Here is a 17,316-nt window from a genome sequence, read left to right on the forward strand (position 1 = left end):
CGGTTTAACTTGTCGCTGGGCGGTTTTCTTTCCTATAGTGAAAAAAACCGCCCCTCATTCAGCGAAAAGCATGACCGAAGACAGCAATTTCGTGCCGCGTGGCAAGCCGACCCTCAGTCAGGACCCCCACAAGGTCCGCGACATTTCCGAACGCAATCTGGAGGCGGCGATCGGGCGCGAAGTGCGCGCCTTTCGTCGCCAGCAGGGGCTGACGGTGGCGGATCTGGCGCAGATCACCGGCCTGTCGATCGGCATGCTGTCGAAGATCGAGAATGGCATCACCTCGCCCTCGCTGACCACGCTGCAGGTCTTGAGCCATGCCTTTTCTGTGCCGGTGACCGCCTTCTTCAAATCCTACGAGGAGCGGCGCGAGGTCCAGCATGTGCAGGCGGGCGACCATATCGAGGTGGAACGGCGCGGCACGCGGGCGGGGCATCAGTATAACCTTTTGGGCCATATCGGCTCGAACAATTCCGGGGTGGTGGTGGAGCCTTACCTGATCACGCTCTCGACCGAGGCGGATGTGTTTCCGACCTTTCAGCACGAGGGGCTGGAGCTGTTGTACATGCTGGAGGGCGAGGTGACCTACCGGCATGGCGACAAGCTGTTCGAGTTGAAGCCCGGCGACAGCCTGTTCTTCGACGCCGATGCAAGGCACGGGCCCGAGACGCTGACCAAGCTGCCGGCGCGGTATCTGTCGGTGATCGCCTATCCGCAGGGGTGAAGCGCGCCTCAGAGCGCTCCCACCCGCCCACCCCGCGCTCTGAGGCGCGGGAGAGGGAGTGCCCTGGGCTGGCCCCGGAGGGTTTCACTCCCTCCGGACCTCCGGTGGGATATTTTAAGGACCGATGAAGGGTCAGGCGGTGGTTTGCGCGCGGTGCCACAGGGTCCAGCGCAGGCGGGCGGTGCGGTAGGCGTCGGGGATCGAGAGGGCGTAGACGAAGATCCCGCCGGCGATGCGGCCGATGGCGGAGGCCTCTGGCGGGGCGGTCAGCGCGGTCAGGCTGCCCAGAAGCAGCATGAAGAAGAGGAAGATCAGGCCGCGCATCGGCTGACGGTTCAGGACCTGGCCGCAGCCGGGCAGCAGGAGCGCGGTGGCGAGGACGAGCCAGGGATGCGGCGGGCGGGTCATGCGGTGGCTTTCATCGGGTTCAGGGCGAAGTGGAGGTCGCAGAGCGCCGCGAGCAGGCTCTGCAGGCGGGCGGCGGCCAGGGGGCTGCGGCCGAGTTCGGCGTCGCGGAAGATCAGGTAGCGGCTGCGCTCGGCCTCTTCGGCGAGAAAGACCAGGCGGAGGCCCTTGGGCGAGAGGACCAGCTCTTTCACCCGCGGTTCGGCGAAGAGCGGGGCGATGCGGGCGAAGAGCGCCTCGGACGGCAGGGCGGCGGGATCGGTGCAGCGCAGGCTGGTTTGCGGCGGGAAGCCGGGCGGCAGGGCCACGTCGCAGGGCATCTCGGCATGGGTGGAGAAGCTTTCCAGCCCGCCGGGCCGCGCCATGACATGCGCCTCGCCGCGCAGGGGCTGCGGCTCGGTCAGGGTGACCATGACCCAGAGCGCGGGGAGTTTGCGGAAGGCCAGGCTGTCGGGCAGGGCCTGCAGATCGACCTTCAGGCCACGGTAGCGCCCGGCGATGCGGGGAAAGCCAGTCGGCTGGATCTGCGTCCGGATCTCGCCCATCAGCCCGGCGCTGGCGGCGAAATAGCCGGCACGGGCGGCCTTGCGGGCCGGGATGGCGCGGGCCAGCGCCCGGAGCGTCGTGATGGCCCAGAGCGCGAGGCCCAAGGCAAGGAGCAGGAGGATCAGACGGGACATCCGGGGCCTTTCGGAACGCCGGCCCGCCGGAGGGGCGGGCCGGGGAGGGCGGGCTCAATAACCTTTCGGGCGCGGCCAGGGCATGGTGAACTGCGCCGCCCGGCTCACGAAGCGGTAGCGCCAGAAGTGGAACCACAGCGAGGCCACGATGTAGAAGGCGATCATCGCCACCAGCTGCGTGCCATAGCCGAGGAAGACGGCGAAGAAGGTCACGGCGCAGAGGCTCAGAAGCACGACCGAGGGCAGCGGGTGGAACGGATGTTCATAGCCGCGCTTGATCGACCCCATCGGCCATTTCTTGCGGAACAGGATCATGTTGAGCGGCATGAAGGTATATTCCAGAAGGCCCGACAGGATCGAGAAGGTGACCACCTGATCCAGCGGCGCCTTCAGCGCGAAGGCCAGGGCGATCGGCACCAGGAAGATGATCGACCGATACGGGGTGCGGAACTTCGGATGAACCGCGCCGAACCAGCCGGGAAGGTACTTGTCCCGCCCGAGCGCGAACCAGGCCCGCGAGGCATCGTTGATGCAACCATTGGCCGAGGCGAGCGTGGCAAAGAGCGTGCCGATGCCCAGAAGCCAGATCAGGGGTTGCGACTGGGTCAGGCGGGCCGCATCGAACAAGGGCGCCACCGAGCCGTTGACCCCGTCGCCGAGGAACTCCCACGGGATCAGGCCGACGCAGATATACCAGGTCAGCGTCGCCGCGATCAGCAGGGTCATGATCCCGGCCAGCGTGCCGAAGGGCAGGGCGCGGGCGGGCGAGCGGACCTCTTCGGCGGCCTGGGTCGTGCCCTCGATCCCGAGATAGTACCAGAGGCCGAAATGCATGGCGGCCAGAACCCCGATCCAGCCATAGGGCAGGGCGGCGGGACCGGACATCAGCTCGGCATGGTGCATCATCGAAGGGCCGACGAGGCCGGTGGTCGACAGGAAGAGGATCAGGATCGCCACGAAGGCGATGGCGGTGATGACGAGGTTGAAGGTCAGCGTCGCCAGCACCCCGCGGTAGTTCAGCCAGGCCAGGAACATGATGGCCAGAATGATGAAGGGCCTTTGGTCCAGCGTGCCGGCATAGCCGGTCAGGCTTGCGACCTCGGAGATGAGATAGCCCGCCGTGATCGCATTCGCCGCCTCCAGCATCGTATAGGCGAAGACGAGGTAGAGGCCGACGTTGAAGGCCATCAGGGGCCCGATGATATGCTTGGCTTGGGTATATTGCCCGCCGGCGGCGGCGACGGTGGAGGTGACCTCGGAATCGATCATCGCCACGCAGGTGTAGAGGATGCCCGCGAACCAGCAGGCGATCAGCGCCGCATAGGCGCCGCCCTTGCCGACGGCAAAGTTCCAGCCCATGTATTCGCCGACCAGAACGATGCCGACGCCAAGGGCCCAGACATGCGCCGGGCCAAGGACGCGCAACAGCCCGACATTGGTGCCATGCGGCCCCATGCCATCCATGGTCTTCGAGGTGATGTCGAAATCAGCCATGATGACCCCCCTGGGCTTCGGTCATGGCTTCCAGCTCACCCTCGCGGGAAGAGGTCAGCATCTCTTCCGAATAGGCGGCGTCGGTTTTCAGCCAGTCCACCACCATGTAAAGCCCGAACAGCGCCGACAGCGCCCAGGCCGCATATTCCGCGTAATTCCAGAAACTCATGGCGCCCTCACCCGTCGAACTTTTCCGCGATCACTTCGCGGTATTCGGTTTCAGAGAATTTCAGCATCAGCGCGTAATAGGCGATGATGATGACGACCATGACCAGCAGGGCCAGGATGGAGAAGCTGTAGTCGTAGCGCGCGTTGATGATGTCGGAGACGGCGGCCGGGTCGCTGAAGCCGAGCGCGTTGTACTGCGCGATCTCGGTCAGGTTCTGGCCCATCGCCTCCCAGGTCGTGCCGGCGCCCTCGGGCACCGATTTGGACCCGCCGGCGAGGCCCATGAACAGGGGGATGTAAAGCGCGCCGAAGGTCATGGCCATCAGGACGACCACGTCGAACAGCTGGCTGAGCTTGCTTTGCTTGGGGGGGACATAGCGCGCCATCAGCCCCTCCGCGCCGCTTTGGCCGCATCGAGGAACTTGATGTCGAGCCCATACATGAAATCGCGATCCTCGCGGTAATGGCGCAGCATCGCCATGATCGCCGCGGTGTTGAACACCAGGATCACGGCGCCGGCGATCAGCAAGAGGACGCGCGCCGTGCCGTTGGGCGCGAGAGTCCAGGTGGCGATGGCCACGAAGATGATGGCGAACCAGAGACCGATGACAAACGCCCAGGCGACCCGCGTGTCGCTGCGATGCATGGCCTCGATCCTTCGATCCAGGTCTGACATGTTCCCTCCCTATGGCCTTGCGCCGGACGGGTTGGCCGTTGGCCCTTTTCTCTTCCCGGCAATTTTGTTTTCTTTGAGGAAACCCTTGCTGCGACATTCTGTCAAGAAATCTCTGACTTGCCTGCAAAATAGGCAAGCAACCGGGGCGGGCTTGCACTCAGGTCAAAAAAGTTTCCTCGCAGTTGATTCCGTTTCGGGGCAATGCTAGCGTCCGGGAAACGTGTAAGGAGACTCACCATGTGTGGCATCGTCGGGCTGTTTCTGAAGGACAAGAGCCTGGAGCCGAAATTGGGCGCCATGCTGACGGATATGCTGATCACCATGACCGACCGGGGCCCGGATTCGGCGGGGATCGCGATTTACTCGGGCGCGGGCGAGGGGCGGGGCAAGATCACCGTGCAATCCTCCGAACCCTGGACCGCCTTTGCCAACCTCGATGAAGAGCTGAAGGATGCGATCGGCCAGCCGGTCCTGATGCTGGTCAAGGACACCCATGCCGTGCTGGAAGTGCCCCTGGCCCAGCTGGAGGCGGCGCGGACGGCGCTGGCCCATCTGCGCCCCGGGATGAAGGTGATGAGCGCGGGCGAAAGCATCGAGATCTTCAAGGAAGTGGGCCTGCCCAAGGACGTGGCCGCCCGTTTCGGCGTCTCGAAGATGGCGGGCACCCATGGCATCGGGCACACCCGCATGGCCACCGAAAGTGCGGTGACCACGATGGGCGCGCACCCTTTCTCCACCGGGTCGGACCAGTGCCTCGTCCACAACGGCTCGCTGTCGAACCACAACGGCGTGCGGCGCGAGCTGAAGCGGCTGGGCATGAGTTTCGAGACCGAGAATGACACCGAGGTCGGTGCCGCCTTCATCAGCCACAAGATCCAGACCGGCGAGACGCTGGGCAATGCTTTGGAGGCGACGCTGACCGATCTGGACGGCTTCTTCACCTTCGTCGTCGGCACCAAGAACGGCTTCGGCGTCGTGCGCGACCCGATCGCCTGCAAGCCCGCCGTCATGGCGGAGACCGATCAATATGTGGCTTTCGGCAGCGAATACCGCGCCCTCGTCAGCCTGCCCGGCATCGAGACTGCCCGGGTCTGGGAGCCGGAGCCCGCCACTGTTTACTTCTGGGAGCGTTGAGCGCATGCAAACCTATGATCTGGAGAAAGACGGCCTGCGCGGGCTGAACTCTTCGCTTCACGCCCTCAAGGGGCAGACCAACATGACCGATTGGGAGGTGATCAATCCCAAGGGCGCCCATGCGATCGCCGCCGGTGTCGATGCGCCGGTGGAGATCACGGTGCGCGGGTCCACGGGCTATTACTGCGCGGGCATGAACAAGCAGGCGACGATCCGCATCAAGGGCTCGGCCGGGCCGGGGGTTGCGGAAAACATGATGTCGGGCACCGTCATCATCGACGGCGATGCCAGCCAATATGCCGGGGCGACCGGCAATGGCGGCCTCTTGGTGATCAAGGGCAACGCCTCCTCGCGCTGCGGGATTTCGATGAAGGGCATCGACATCGTCGTCCACGGCAACATCGGCCACATGTCCTGTTTCATGGCGCAGTCGGGCAACATGGTCGTCCTCGGCGATGCAGGCGAGGCTTTGGGTGACAGCCTTTACGAGGCGCGGCTTTTCGTGCGCGGTTCGGTCAAGTCGCTCGGCGCCGATTGTATCGAAAAGGAGATGCGGCCGGAGCATCTGGCCCTCCTCGCCGATCTGCTGAAGCGCGGCGAGGCGGAGGGGAAGGCCAAGCCGGAAGAGTTCAAGCGCTACGGTTCGGCCCGCAAGCTCTATAACTTCAATGTCGACAACGCCGAGGCGTACTGAGGTATCATGACCGATTTCCCCCACACCCCGCCGAAGTATTCCTGGACGTTTTCCAACGATGTCAACGCCGAGATCCGCCGCGCTGCGGCCACCGGCATCTATGACATCCGCGGCGGCGGGTCCAAGCGCCGCCTGCCGCATTTCGACGACCTGTTGTTCCTTGGCGCCTCGATCAGCCGTTACCCGCTGGAAGGCTACCGCGAGAAATGCTCGACCGATGTCTGGCTCGGCACCCGCTATGCCAAGAAACCGATCCATCTGGATATTCCGGTGACCATCGCGGGCATGTCCTTTGGCGCGCTGTCCGGTCCGGCGAAAGAGGCTCTGGGCCGTGGCGCTTCGGCCGCTGGTACCTCGACCACCACGGGCGACGGCGGCATGACGCAGGAAGAGCGCGGCCATTCCAAGACCCTGGTTTATCAATATCTTCCCAGCCGCTACGGCATGAACCCCGATGACCTGCGCCGCGCCGATGCGATCGAGGTCGTCGTGGGGCAGGGCGCCAAGCCCGGTGGCGGCGGCATGCTTCTGGGCCAGAAAATCTCCGACCGGGTGGCCGCGATGCGCAACCTGCCCAAGGGGATCGACCAACGCTCGGCCTGCCGTCACCCCGACTGGACCGGCCCGGACGATCTGGAAATCAAGCTTCTGGAAATCCGCGAGATCACCGATTGGGAAAAGCCGATCTATGTGAAGGTCGGCGGCGCGCGGCCCTATTACGACACCGCGCTGGCGGTGAAGGCGGGTGCCGATGTGGTCGTGCTGGACGGCATGCAGGGTGGCACGGCGGCGACGCAGGACGTCTTCATCGAAAACGTCGGCATGCCGATCCTCGCCTGCATCCCGCAGGCGGTGAAGGCGCTGCAGGACCTCGGCATGCACAGGAAGGTGCAGCTGATCGTCTCGGGCGGCATCCGGACCGGGGCTGACGTGGCCAAGGCCATGGCCTTGGGTGCGGATGCGGTGGCCATCGGCACCGCCGCCCTGATCGCGCTTGGCGACAATGACCCGGCGCTCGAGGCCGAATACAACAAGCTCGGCACCACCGCCGGCGCCTATGACGACTGGCACGAGGGCCGCGATCCGGCAGGCATCACCACCCAGGACCCGGCCCTCTCGGGTCGCTTCGATCCGGTCCTCGGCGGGCGTCGCCTGAAGAACTACCTGAAGGTCCTGACGCTGGAGGCGCAGACCATTGCCCGCGCCTGCGGCAAAAGCTCGCTGCACAACCTCGAGCCCGAGGATCTTTGCGCCCTGACTCTGGAGGCTTCGGCGATGTCCGGCGTACCTTTGGCGGGCACCAACTGGGTTCCGGGGCGGTAAATGGCAGGTCATGGGGCAGAGGTGCGGTGGCGGCGCAAGGGGGACGAGCCCTTCACCGACAACCGCTTCTCGCGCGCCCATGACTGGCGCTTTGACGGCGGGCTGACCGTGCCCGCCTCCTCCTCTCCCCTCGTCCTGCCGCGCCAGTCTGACCCGGCCGGCGTGGACCCGGAAGAGGCGCTGATCGCGGCGCTTGCCTCCTGCCACATGATGGCCTTCCTCTACCTTGCCGCCAAACGGGGCCTGGTGGTCGAGGCTTACGAGGACAAGGCGACGGGGGTTTTGAGCAAAACCGACGGGCGAGTCTGGCTTTCCCAAGTCACGCTGCGCCCGCATGTCACCTGGGGCGGCCCCGCCCCCGAGGATCTTCTTGCGCTGCATCATGCCGCCCATGCGGAATGTTACATCGCCAATTCCGTAAAAACCGAGGTGCGCTGCGAACCCGCATAAGCACCGACCAGACAGGGAGCTTTCCATGGTCACTGACCTTGCCAAATGGGCAAAAGACAAGGGCGTCAAATACTTCATGATCTCCTACACCGACCTGTTCGGCAGCCAGCGTGCCAAGCTGGTGCCGAGCCAGGCGATTGCCGAGATGTCGGTGGAGGGCGCGGGCTTTGCCGGTTTCGCCACCTGGCTGGATCTGACGCCCGCCCACCCCGACCTGATGGCGGTGCCCGATCCGACCTCGGTCATCCAGTTGCCGTGGAAGAAAGAGGTGGCCTGGGTCGCCGCCCGTGCGACGATGGAAGGCAAGCTCGTTGATCAGGCCCCGCGCAACGTTCTGGAGCGCCTGGTGGGCGAGGCGGCCAAGGACGGCTTGCGCGTCAAGACCGGGGTCGAGCCGGAATTCTTCCTCCTCACCGCCGATGGCACCCAGATCTCCGACCCTTATGACACCGCCGAGAAGCCCTGCTATGACCAGCAGGCCGTGATGCGCCGCTATGACGTGATCGCCGAGGTCTGCGATTACATGCTGGAACTGGGCTGGGAAGCCTATCAGAACGACCACGAAGACGCCGTCGGCCAGTTCGAGATGAACTGGAAATACGACGACGCGATGCAGACCGCCGACAAGCATTCCTTCTTCAAGTTCATGATGAAGTCGGTGGCCGAAAAGCACGGGCTGCGCGCGACCTTCATGCCGAAACCCTTCAAGGGCCTGACCGGCTCGGGCTGCCACGCCCATATCTCGGTCTGGACGCCGGATGGCAAGTCGAACGCCTTCTCCGACCCGTCGAAGGAACTGTCGCTGTCGGACAAGGGCCGCGCCTTCCTCGGCGGCATCATGAAACACGCCAGCGCCCTGGCCGCGATCTGCAACCCGACGGTGAACAGCTACAAGCGCATCAACGCGCCGCGCACCTCGTCCGGGGCCACCTGGGCGCCCAATACCGTGACCTGGACCGGCAACAACCGCACCCATATGGTCCGCGTCCCCGGCCCCGGCCGCTTCGAGCTGCGCCTGCCCGACGGCGCCGCCAACCCTTACCTGTTGCAAGCCGTGATCATCGCCGCCGGCCTCGACGGCCTGCGCACCAATGCCGACCCCGGCAAGCGCCATGACATCGACATGTACCAGATGGGCCATACCGTCAAAGGCGCGCCGAAACTGCCCCTGAACCTGCTGGATGCCCTGCGCGAATACGACAAGGACAAGACCCTGAAATCGATGATGGGCGAGGATTTCTCCACCGCCTTCATCAAGCTCAAGACGCAGGAGTGGAACAGCTACGCCTCGCACTTCTCCACCTGGGAAAACGAAAATACATTGGATATCTGATAGTTACGGGTCAGTGTTCATGTCAGATCGCAAAAGGCCCCCGCGTGACGGGGGCCTTTTGTTTGGGGGCCTTGTGGCCCGGACCCTCAGGCCAGGATCAGATCGCCCGCGCCGAAGCTGTCAGCAAAGAGCGTGATCTTCAGATCCGCCCCGCCGCCATCGAGGTCGATCAGCAACAGATGCTGATCCGCCGAATAGGCGACCTCGCCGGCGGCGCCGGTCAGGCCCAGGGCGGCAAACTCCAGCCCCGCGCCCAGGCCGCGCAGGTCGATCCGGTCGATGCCCGACAGGAAATCGCTGATCCGATCTAGGCCCGAGCCGATCTCGGCCGCCGTGGTGAAGACAAAGACATCCGCCCCCGTGCCGCCCACCAGCGTGTCGGCACCCGAGCCGCCATAAAGCGTGTCATTCCCCGCGCCGCCAAGAAGCCTGTCATCGCCTGGCCCGCCGAATAGGCGGTCATTGCCCGCGTCGCCCGCGACCGTGTCGTTGTCTTGATCGCCCCTCAGAAGATCGTCGTCCGCCCCGCCAAAGAGGCGATCCTCGCCGGCGCCACCATAGAGCGTGTCCAGACCCGTGCCGCCATAGCCGCTGTCGTTTCCGCCTTCCAGAAAGAGGTAATCATCGCCCGCGTTGCCTTGCAGCCAGTCGGAACCCAAACCGCCAAAGGCCGTGTCGTCGCCATTGCCGCCCCGGATCGTATCATCGCCATGCAGCACGCCCAGAGAGCCCGCCGGCATGTCGCCGCTCAGAAGATCGGCACCAGCACCGCCGTCCAGCAGGTCGTTTCCGGCCCCGCCCACCAGCGTGTCATCGCTGAGCCCGCCATAAAGCAGGTCGGCTCCATTGTCGCCCTGCAACAGGTCGTCTCCGACATCGCCCCAAAGCTGGTCATTGCCATCGCCGCCCCACACCGTGTCGGTGCCGCCGCCGGCATGGATCGAATCCTGACCCACTTCGCCAAAGACCGCATCGGCGCCCGAGCCCAGCCGGATCAGGTCATGCCCGGCGCCGCCCCAGACCTGCGCGTCGAAATCGCCCAACGTTATCACATCGTGGCCGTCGCCGCCGTAGATCCCGTAGTTTGACCTGCCCCCGGGCGCGTCCAGCACGCTGATCGTATCATTGCCAGCGCCAGCATAAATGCTGGCAAAGGCATTGCCGGTGATCAGGTCATTGCCAGCGCCGCCGACAATGGAGCGTCGACCGAGGAAACCTGTGCCATCCAGCGTGTCATCGCCGAGGCCCCCGTCAAGATACATATCCCCCGCCAGCAGGTCATTTCCGGCGCCGCCGTAATAGGTGCCGTTATCCAGATTGGCGCTCTGGCCGATCATAACGTCGTCGCCGTCGCCGCCATATCCGGTGCGCGCGCCATAAATGCTGTCATTGCCCGCGCCACCCTCGGCAATGTTGCCCATCAGGAAGGTGTCATTGCCCTCATCGCCATAGGCAAACGCAGTATTGGTGAACAGGTCATTGCCGCTACCGCCGTAGAATTTGACAGGGGTCAGTTTCGGATCGGTGGCGAAAGAGCCGGTCAGGCTGTCGTCCCCCGCGCCGCCATAGGCAGCATTGGTGTAGGATAGGCCGGAGCTTGTGGTGACGGTGCCCAAAAGGGAAATCGCATCGTTGCCGTCCCCGCCATAGGCAAAGGTTGCGGCATTGCCAAGGATCACATCATTGCCCTCGTCGCCGAAGACGCGGCTATAGCTGCTGGTGCTGGTCAGGTGATCGTCGCCGGTCCCGCCATAGGCCGTCGCGAAATAGCCGCTGATGCTGATCCAGTCGTCGCCGCCGCCGCCAAAGGTCTGTTCATGATCCACGGTCGAGCTGATCGTGTCATTGCCATCGCCGAGGGTGATGTCGGCCACCACCAATGCGGGCACCAATGCGGGGGGCTGGGCGGCCAAAAGCGGCCCGGCCAGCGCCTTTGTCAAAGTCCTGATCATCCGAATGAATCCAATCTGCTGGCGAATACGGATCCAGTCTGCGTCGGTCCCGGCGCTCCGGCAAGATCGGTTTCGGCGGGAAAGGACAGTTCGGCCGGCTTTGCATGGAAAGTAGTCGGATCTTCAGGCAGGACGTTCCGTCAGCGGGCTCGTGCCAGGATCGCCCCACCCGCCGATGGGGGGAAAGGCCCGGGCCGCTGGCAAAGGTGCCGCGCCGCACTGGACGGCGCCGCCCCCCGCCTCTGGGTCCGCCGAGCGCCCTCGCCACTTCAGCGTTCCAGCCAGCTTTGGTATTGCAGCGCGCGTTCAGCTTCCGCCTGTGCAAGGCAGGCGCTTTCCACCTCGTTTGCGAGAATGGATTCCCCGTATAGCTCGGACAGAAAAGCGCAAGAGCTCTCCGTCGCCCCCTCCCACAACTTGTCTGCCTCCACCAGATCTTTCTCCCAAAGGGCTGCGCTCTCCGGCCCGTCCCAATAGGCTCCCCGGTTGACAGAAAACGCGTCGGTCAATTCGCGGAGAAGATCGGATCGGATGGACTTCCAGATCTCACGTTCGGACAAGACACAATCATCCTCCTGAATTCGGCCGACACCCGAGATGGCGACGCAGGCAGAGTGGACGCTGTCGATGCAGGATCTGTCCATAAGACGATAGGCGCCTTGTCCCAAATCCTTGCTGTCGGAAAGGCATTGCCTGGCGGTGACGCGGATCACTACCGTCACCGGATCATCTTGAAACCCGCGATCTTCGGCCCACGCGATCGACTGTGGAGAGCCGATCAGGACGCTCCATACCATCAAGCCCCAAATGGCGTGAAAGCGCCCCGAAAACATTCTGCTCTTCCTGAAGTTGGCCCCGAAGACGCATCCTTGGACCAACTTGATCAGATCACTTCGTCTGCCACAATCCCGGGCAATCTCCGCCTACATCACAGCGCCCATCGCCCAGGGCACGAACTCCGCCCCGCCAAAGCCCAGCTCCTCCGACTTGGTCTTCTCGCCCGAGGCCACGCGCAGGAACAACTCGAAAATCTCCTGCGCCTTCTCTTCGATGCTCACCCCTTCGGTGATGATGTCGCCGCAGTTGACATCCATGTCCTCCGACATCCGCTCGTACATTTCGGCATTGGTGGCGAGCTTGATGCAGGGCGTGGGCTTGTAGCCGGAAACCGAGCCGCGGCCGGTGGTGAAGGCGATCAGGTTCGCCCCCGAGGCGATCTGCCCGGTGACCGAGCAGGGGTCATAGCCGGGGCTGTCCATATAGACGAAACCGCGCTCGGTGATCGGTTCGGCGAATTTGTAGACCTGGGTCAGGGGCGCCGTGCCACCCTTGGCCACCGCGCCGAGCGATTTTTCCAAGATCGTGGTCAGCCCGCCCTTCTTGTTGCCGGGCGAGGGGTTGTTGTCCATCTCGCCGCCCTGACGCGCGGTGTAATCCTCCCACCACTTGATCCGCTCGACGATCTTCTCGCCGACCTCGCGCGAAACCGCGCGGCGGGTCAGCAGGTGCTCGGCGCCATAGATCTCGGGCGTCTCGGACAGGATCGTGGTGCCGCCATGCGCCACCAGCAGGTCCGAGGCCGCCCCGAGCGCCGGGTTGGCCGTGATGCCCGAATAGCCGTCCGAGCCGCCGCATTGCATGCCGATCACCAGATGCTCCAGCCCGGCCGGCTCGCGCTTGTGTTCGTTGGCCTTCACGGCCATTTCCTTCAGGGCCGCCACCCCGCGTTCGACCGAGCGGCGGGTGCCGCCCATGTCCTGGATCGTCATGTGACGGAAATTGCCGTCGCTGCGCAGCCGCTCGGCGCCGACCAGGTTGGCGACCTGCAGCACCTCGCAGCCGAGGCCCGCCACCAGGATGCCGCCGAAGTTGGGGTTCTTCGCATAGCCCTGCAGGGTGCGGAACAGCGTCTCGTAGCCTTCATCTTTGCCCGACATGCCGCAGCCGGTGCCATGGGTGATCGCCACCACGCCATCGACATTGGGGAAATCCTTCAGCCAGCCGTCACGCTCCACCGCCTCGACGATGAACTTCGCCACCGAGGCCGAGCAGTTGACCGAGGTCAGGATGCCGAGGTAATTCCGCGTGCCGTATTTGCCGTCGGCCCGCGGATAGCCCATGAAGGTGCGCTTTTCGGTCACCACGGGTTGCGGCTTTCTTTCGCTGGCATAGGCGTAATCGGTGGTATGCGCGCCCATGCCCAGGTTGTGGCTATGGATATGTTCGCCCGCCGCGATGTCGCGCGTCGCGTTGCCGATGATCTGGCCATAACGGATCACCTGGGTCCCGGCCGCAATCCCTTGGGTTGCAATCTTGTGGCCGCGCGGCACGGCCTGGGGCAGGGGGGCTGCCAGATCCGGCAGCACGGTGCCGGCCGCCAGATCGCGCAGGGCGATGATCACATTGTCGGAAGGGTGGAGCCGGATCACCGGATTGGGGGCGAGCGTCGTCATCGAGCAGGGCCTTTCACCTGAAGGGGGCCCGGGCCAGGCCGGGGCAGGTCACGGGAACGGTTGACAGCGCCACAGTCCCAGCTAACATGTTAGTATGCTACAAGCTGAAAGCCCCCAAGTTCAAGCCCCCGCAAGCCCCTTCGGCATCGAGGTGCAGCTGCCGCCGCGCAAGCCCCTGCGCGCTCTTGAGGAATTTCAGGGCTCGCTGGCGCAGAAGGTCTATGGCTGCCTGCGCGAGGCGATCCTGTCGATGTCGCTGCGCCCCGGCGACATCCTGCGCAAGCCCGAGATCTGCGAGGCGCTTGGCGTCTCGCGCAGCCCGGTCTCCGAGGCGGTGGCGCGGCTCGCCGTCGAGCATCTGGTCCGCATCGTGCCGCAGGCCGGCACCTATGTGGCGCGCTTCTCGCTGGAAGAGATCCGCGAAGGCGTCTTTCTGCGCGAGGCGCTGGAACTGGCGGCGGTCGAGCGTGTGGCGCAATCGGTCACCGAAGACCAGCTGATCCTGTTGCGCCGCAACCTGCGGCTGCAGCATGCCTTGCTGGAGGATCTGGATTTCACCGGCTTCTACCAGACCGATGCCGCGATGCACGAGCTGATCCTGTCCTTCACCGGCTTTCGCCGGGTGGCGGCGATGGCCGATACGGCCTGGGTCCATGTCAACCGCGCCCGCCAGCTGATCCTGCCGGCCAGCGGGCGGGTGCAGGCGACCTATGTCGAGCATCTGGCGATCCTCGCCGCGATCGAGGCGCGCGACCCCCAGGCCGCGCGCGAGGCGACCAAGGTGCATCTGGGCCAGCTCATCGGCTTTCTGGAGCCCTTGGCCCTGTCGCGTCCCGACCTTTTTGAACCGGATTAGACCCACATGCTGCCCAACCGTCCCCGCTATGCGGCCCGCGTGAACGCCTTCAAGCTGGGGCTGAAGAACCCCACCGTGCCCGACCTTCTGGCGCGGATCGGCAAGGTGCCGGGCATCGATGCGGCCGATCTGAACTTCCCCGACCATTTCGAGGGCTTCGCCCCGGCCGAGCTGGGCAAGATCATGGCCGACCATGGCATTGCCCTCAACGGCGTGGCGATGCGCTATTACACCGACCCGGGCTTTCGCCTCGGCGCCTTCACCAACCCCGACAAGCGTGTGCGCCAGGCCGCCATCGACATCACCAAGCGCGGTCTGGATGCGCTGGCGGCGATGGGCGGGCAGGTGATGACGCTCTGGATGGGGCAGGACGGGGTGGATTACGCCTTCCAGGGCAATTACGCGCGGATGTGGGAGGATACGCTCGCTTGTCTGGCCGAGGTCTGCGACCACAACAAGGCCCTCGACATCTCGCTGGAATACAAGCCGAACGAGCCGCGCGCCTTTTCCCTGATGCCCGATGTCGCCACCAACCTGCTGGCGATCAAGGAGCTTGGCCGCGCCAATACCGGGATCACGCTCGACTTCTGCCATGTGCTCTTCGCCGGTGAGATCCCGGCGCAATCGGCACAGCTGGCCGGCCGGCATTCGCGCATCCTCGGGGTGCATCTCAACGACGGTTACGGCAAGCGCGACGATGGGCTGATGGTGGGTTCGGTCCATCCGATGCAGACGCTGGAGCTGTTCGTGGAACTTGACCGTCAGGGCTATGACGGGGTGATCTATTTCGACACGTTTCCCGACCATTCCGGTCTCGACCCCGCCGCCGAAGCCGCGGCCAATGTCGAGATGACTGATCGTTTGCGCGCCACAGCCAAGCGGCTGGCGACCGACCCGGCGCTGGCCGAGGCCACCCGCGTTCAGGACGCCGCGGCGGCCTTCCGCGCGGTGGCGGCGCAGTTGTACCGCTGAGATCTTTCCTGCACCCGGTCGCCGGTCGAAGGGCGGGGAGGCCAGCCTCCCACCGCTCCGCAGGTTCTTCGCTCCTGCGGAGCAACCTGCTGCGCACCCCTCCGGAGTATTTCCAAAGGAGCAAATGCAAGAGGGAGTCAGAGGTCGTAGAAGGTCTCTGCCGTGCCGCCGTAGATCTGTTTTTGCGCCGGAAGGGACAGGCCTTGCGTCAGGTGGCGTGCGGCGTGGAGCCAGGTGTCATATTCGGCGCGCAACCGGCAGACCGGCCAGTCCGAGCCCCACATGACGCGCTCGGGGCCGAAGACCTTCAGGATATGATCGACGTAAGGATGCAAGACCTCGACCGACCAATCCGGGTTGGCCTCGGTGATCAGGGCGGAGAATTTGACGAAAGCCCCGGTCTCGCCCGCCAGCCGCGCCATGCCCTCGGCCCAGAAGTCGAAGGAATCCGTCGTGCGGATCTGCGGCTTCATGCAATGGTCGATCACGGTGCGCAGGCCCGGGTAGCGTTTCAGCAGGGTCAGGAAATTCGCCAGATGACGCGGAAAGCCGAGCGCGTCGAAGGTCAGGTCGAGGTTCTGCAAGGCGCCGTAGGCCCATTGCACGTCGTCGCGCAGCATCCAGTCATCGTCGGGAATGTCCTGGATCATCGGCCGCACGCCCTTGAAGGCGGGATGGCCCTTCAGGCGGGCCAGGGTCTTCTGTTCCTGAGGGTTTTCGAAATCGACCCAGCCCACCACGCCCTTGATGAAATCCGACGCGTCGGCGAGGCCGAGCATATATTCCGTCTCGGCCGTGGTCGCCGCCGCCTGCACCAGCACGGTGCCGTCGATCTGGTTGCGCACGAGCGAGCCGACCAGATCACCGGGGCGGTAGACCCGGTCCAGCACCGGGTCGCCCTTGGGCATCCAGTCGTAATCGCCGCGGGCGGGGTTCCAGAAATGCTGATGGCTGTCGATGATCATGGCTGGCCCTCGGTTGGCGCATCTTGGCGCATCAGGCCCTCGGCCTTCAGATGCGCCCAGAGCGCGGGGGGGATGGTGGCGGCGGCGGCGCGGGCATTTGCCTCGACCTCCGCCACGCCCTGCGCGCCGGGGATGACCGACAAGATCGCCGGGTGCTGCAGCGGGAACTGGAAGGCGGCATCGACCAGCCGCACCGCATATTGCGCGCAGACGGCTTCGATCCTGGCCACCTTTTCCAGCACCCAGGCCGGGGCGGGGTTGTAATTGTAAAACGCCCCCGGCCTCGCCCCGGTCGCCAGCACGCCCGAGTTATAGGGGCCGCCCACCACAACCCCGATGCCGCGCTCAAGGCAAAGCGGCAGGAAAGAGGTCAGCGCCTCCTGCTCCAGCAGGGTATAGCGACCCGCCAAAAGGAAGATGTCGAAATCGCCGCGCCGCGCCAGCCACTCCGCCGGTTGCCATTCGTTGACCCCCGCCCCGAAGGCCCGCACCACGCCCTGATCGCGCAAGGCGAGGAGCGCCTTGTAGCCGCCGCCCATGAACTCGGCCAGTTTCGCATCCAGCGCCGCCTGGCTGCCGTGGTTGAAGATATCCAGATCATGGGCATAGAGGATGTCGAAACGGTCGAGCCCGGTCCGCTCCAGACTGAACTCGACCGAGCGCATCACACCGTCATAGGAATAATCGTAGATCTCCTTGCGGTTGGGCACCTCGAACCATTTGCCGATGCCGTCACGCTCTTCCCCCGGGCGCAGGGTCCGCAGGATGCGCCCGACCTTGGAGGAGATGACATGGCCGGTCTTCCCCTCCAGCAGCCGCCCGAGCCGGGTTTCCGACCGGCCAAGACCGTAAAGCGGCGCGGTGTCGAAATAGCGCAGGCCCAGGTCCCAGGCGCGGGTCATCGTGGTTTGCGCCTCGTCGGCGCTGACCGGCCGGTAGAGGCCACCAATCGGCGCGGTGCCAAAGCCCAGTTCGGTAAATGTCAGCGCACCTTTGCCCTGACGGTCCCAGACCCTTGTCTTCAATTGCATCTCCTC

Annotated in this window: 19 protein-coding genes; 8 read left to right on the forward strand and 11 right to left on the reverse strand. The window is 64.8% G+C overall.

The window, feature by feature from the left end; genetic code table 11:
• The first annotated feature begins 70 nt into the window (after window positions 1-70).
• Window positions 71-724, forward strand: a complete 654-nt coding sequence (locus AC1DZT_RS15385) for a helix-turn-helix domain-containing protein (protein ID WP_478007524.1) — start codon at window positions 71-73, stop codon at window positions 722-724.
• Window positions 725-856: 132 nt separating this feature from the next.
• Here the strand turns inward: AC1DZT_RS15385 and AC1DZT_RS15390 are convergent, their stop codons facing one another.
• From AC1DZT_RS15390 to AC1DZT_RS15415, 6 genes are read right to left on the reverse strand one after another with little or no spacing between them, the layout of a single operon-like run.
• Window positions 857-1,132 (reverse strand): hypothetical protein, encoded by a 276-nt coding sequence (locus AC1DZT_RS15390; protein ID WP_478007525.1) that lies wholly within the window; start codon window positions 1,130-1,132, stop codon window positions 857-859.
• Window positions 1,129-1,809, reverse strand: a complete 681-nt coding sequence (locus AC1DZT_RS15395; protein WP_478007526.1) for a hypothetical protein — start codon at window positions 1,807-1,809, stop codon at window positions 1,129-1,131. The genes AC1DZT_RS15390 and AC1DZT_RS15395 overlap by 4 nt, the downstream gene beginning before the upstream one ends.
• A 54-nt stretch (window positions 1,810-1,863) precedes the next feature.
• The gene (locus tag AC1DZT_RS15400) at window positions 1,864-3,303 is read right to left on the reverse strand and encodes an APC family permease (protein ID WP_478007527.1); all 1,440 of its coding nucleotides are present in this window, start codon (window positions 3,301-3,303) and stop codon (window positions 1,864-1,866) included.
• Entirely contained in the window at window positions 3,296-3,472 is a 177-nt protein-coding gene (locus AC1DZT_RS15405; RefSeq protein WP_478007528.1) for a hypothetical protein, read from the reverse strand. Before AC1DZT_RS15405 ends, AC1DZT_RS15400 begins: the two co-directional genes overlap by 8 nt.
• Window positions 3,473-3,479: 7 nt before the next feature.
• Entirely contained in the window at window positions 3,480-3,857 is a 378-nt protein-coding gene (locus tag AC1DZT_RS15410; RefSeq protein WP_478007529.1) for a hypothetical protein, read from the reverse strand.
• Complete coding sequence (locus AC1DZT_RS15415; RefSeq protein ID WP_478007530.1) at window positions 3,857-4,147, reverse strand: hypothetical protein; 291 nt, start codon at window positions 4,145-4,147, stop codon at window positions 3,857-3,859. The genes AC1DZT_RS15410 and AC1DZT_RS15415 overlap by 1 nt, the downstream gene beginning before the upstream one ends.
• Before the next feature lie 237 nt (window positions 4,148-4,384).
• On the opposite strand from AC1DZT_RS15415, the gene AC1DZT_RS15420 reads away from it, so the two are divergent.
• Genes AC1DZT_RS15420 through glnT form a run of 5 tightly spaced genes read left to right on the forward strand, consistent with a single transcriptional unit; the run spans window position 4,385 to window position 9,081 of the window.
• Window positions 4,385-5,281, forward strand: a complete 897-nt coding sequence (locus AC1DZT_RS15420; RefSeq protein ID WP_478007531.1) for a class II glutamine amidotransferase — start codon at window positions 4,385-4,387, stop codon at window positions 5,279-5,281.
• Window positions 5,282-5,285: 4 nt separating this feature from the next.
• A complete protein-coding gene (locus tag AC1DZT_RS15425; protein WP_478007532.1) occupies window positions 5,286-5,975 on the forward strand; it encodes a protein GlxC in 690 nt (229 codons plus the stop codon).
• A 6-nt stretch (window positions 5,976-5,981) separates the two neighbouring features.
• Complete coding sequence (locus AC1DZT_RS15430; protein WP_478007533.1) at window positions 5,982-7,298, forward strand: FMN-binding glutamate synthase family protein; 1,317 nt, start codon at window positions 5,982-5,984, stop codon at window positions 7,296-7,298.
• Window positions 7,299-7,748 carry an OsmC family protein gene (locus tag AC1DZT_RS15435; protein WP_478007534.1) on the forward strand — a complete coding sequence of 150 codons (450 nt, stop codon included), beginning with the start codon at window positions 7,299-7,301 and terminating at the stop codon, window positions 7,746-7,748.
• A 25-nt stretch (window positions 7,749-7,773) separates the two neighbouring features.
• On the forward strand, window positions 7,774-9,081 hold the full coding sequence (gene glnT, locus AC1DZT_RS15440) for a type III glutamate--ammonia ligase (protein WP_478007535.1): 1,308 nt from the start codon (window positions 7,774-7,776) through the stop codon (window positions 9,079-9,081).
• 86 nt (window positions 9,082-9,167) lie between these two features.
• Here glnT and AC1DZT_RS15445 read toward each other — a convergent pair whose 3' ends face one another.
• From AC1DZT_RS15445 to AC1DZT_RS15455, 3 genes are all read right to left on the reverse strand, one after another.
• Window positions 9,168-11,033, reverse strand: coding sequence for a calcium-binding protein (locus tag AC1DZT_RS15445; protein WP_478007536.1), 1,866 nt, complete (start codon window positions 11,031-11,033; stop codon window positions 9,168-9,170).
• Between the two features lie 269 nt (window positions 11,034-11,302).
• On the reverse strand, window positions 11,303-11,866 hold the full coding sequence (locus AC1DZT_RS15450) for a hypothetical protein (RefSeq protein ID WP_478007537.1): 564 nt from the start codon (window positions 11,864-11,866) through the stop codon (window positions 11,303-11,305).
• Between the two features lie 90 nt (window positions 11,867-11,956).
• Window positions 11,957-13,486 carry a UxaA family hydrolase gene (locus AC1DZT_RS15455; RefSeq protein WP_478007538.1) on the reverse strand — a complete coding sequence of 510 codons (1,530 nt, stop codon included), beginning with the start codon at window positions 13,484-13,486 and terminating at the stop codon, window positions 11,957-11,959.
• A gap of 94 nt (window positions 13,487-13,580) precedes the next feature.
• Between AC1DZT_RS15455 and AC1DZT_RS15460 the strand changes: the two genes are divergently transcribed.
• Window positions 13,581-14,342 (forward strand): GntR family transcriptional regulator, encoded by a 762-nt coding sequence (locus AC1DZT_RS15460; RefSeq protein WP_478007539.1) that lies wholly within the window; start codon window positions 13,581-13,583, stop codon window positions 14,340-14,342.
• A 6-nt stretch (window positions 14,343-14,348) separates the two neighbouring features.
• Window positions 14,349-15,314 (forward strand): sugar phosphate isomerase/epimerase family protein, encoded by a 966-nt coding sequence (locus AC1DZT_RS15465; protein ID WP_478007540.1) that lies wholly within the window; start codon window positions 14,349-14,351, stop codon window positions 15,312-15,314.
• A 137-nt stretch (window positions 15,315-15,451) separates the two neighbouring features.
• Here the strand turns inward: AC1DZT_RS15465 and AC1DZT_RS15470 are convergent, their stop codons facing one another.
• Both AC1DZT_RS15470 and AC1DZT_RS15475 read right to left on the reverse strand, forming a co-directional pair.
• Window positions 15,452-16,279, reverse strand: a complete 828-nt coding sequence (locus AC1DZT_RS15470; RefSeq protein WP_478007541.1) for an amidohydrolase family protein — start codon at window positions 16,277-16,279, stop codon at window positions 15,452-15,454.
• A complete protein-coding gene (locus AC1DZT_RS15475) occupies window positions 16,276-17,310 on the reverse strand; it encodes an aldo/keto reductase (RefSeq protein WP_478007542.1) in 1,035 nt (344 codons plus the stop codon). The genes AC1DZT_RS15470 and AC1DZT_RS15475 overlap by 4 nt, the downstream gene beginning before the upstream one ends.
• Window positions 17,311-17,316 lie beyond the last annotated feature (6 nt).

It is taken from the genome of Rhodobacter sp. P1_C2, from assembly GCF_056406375.1.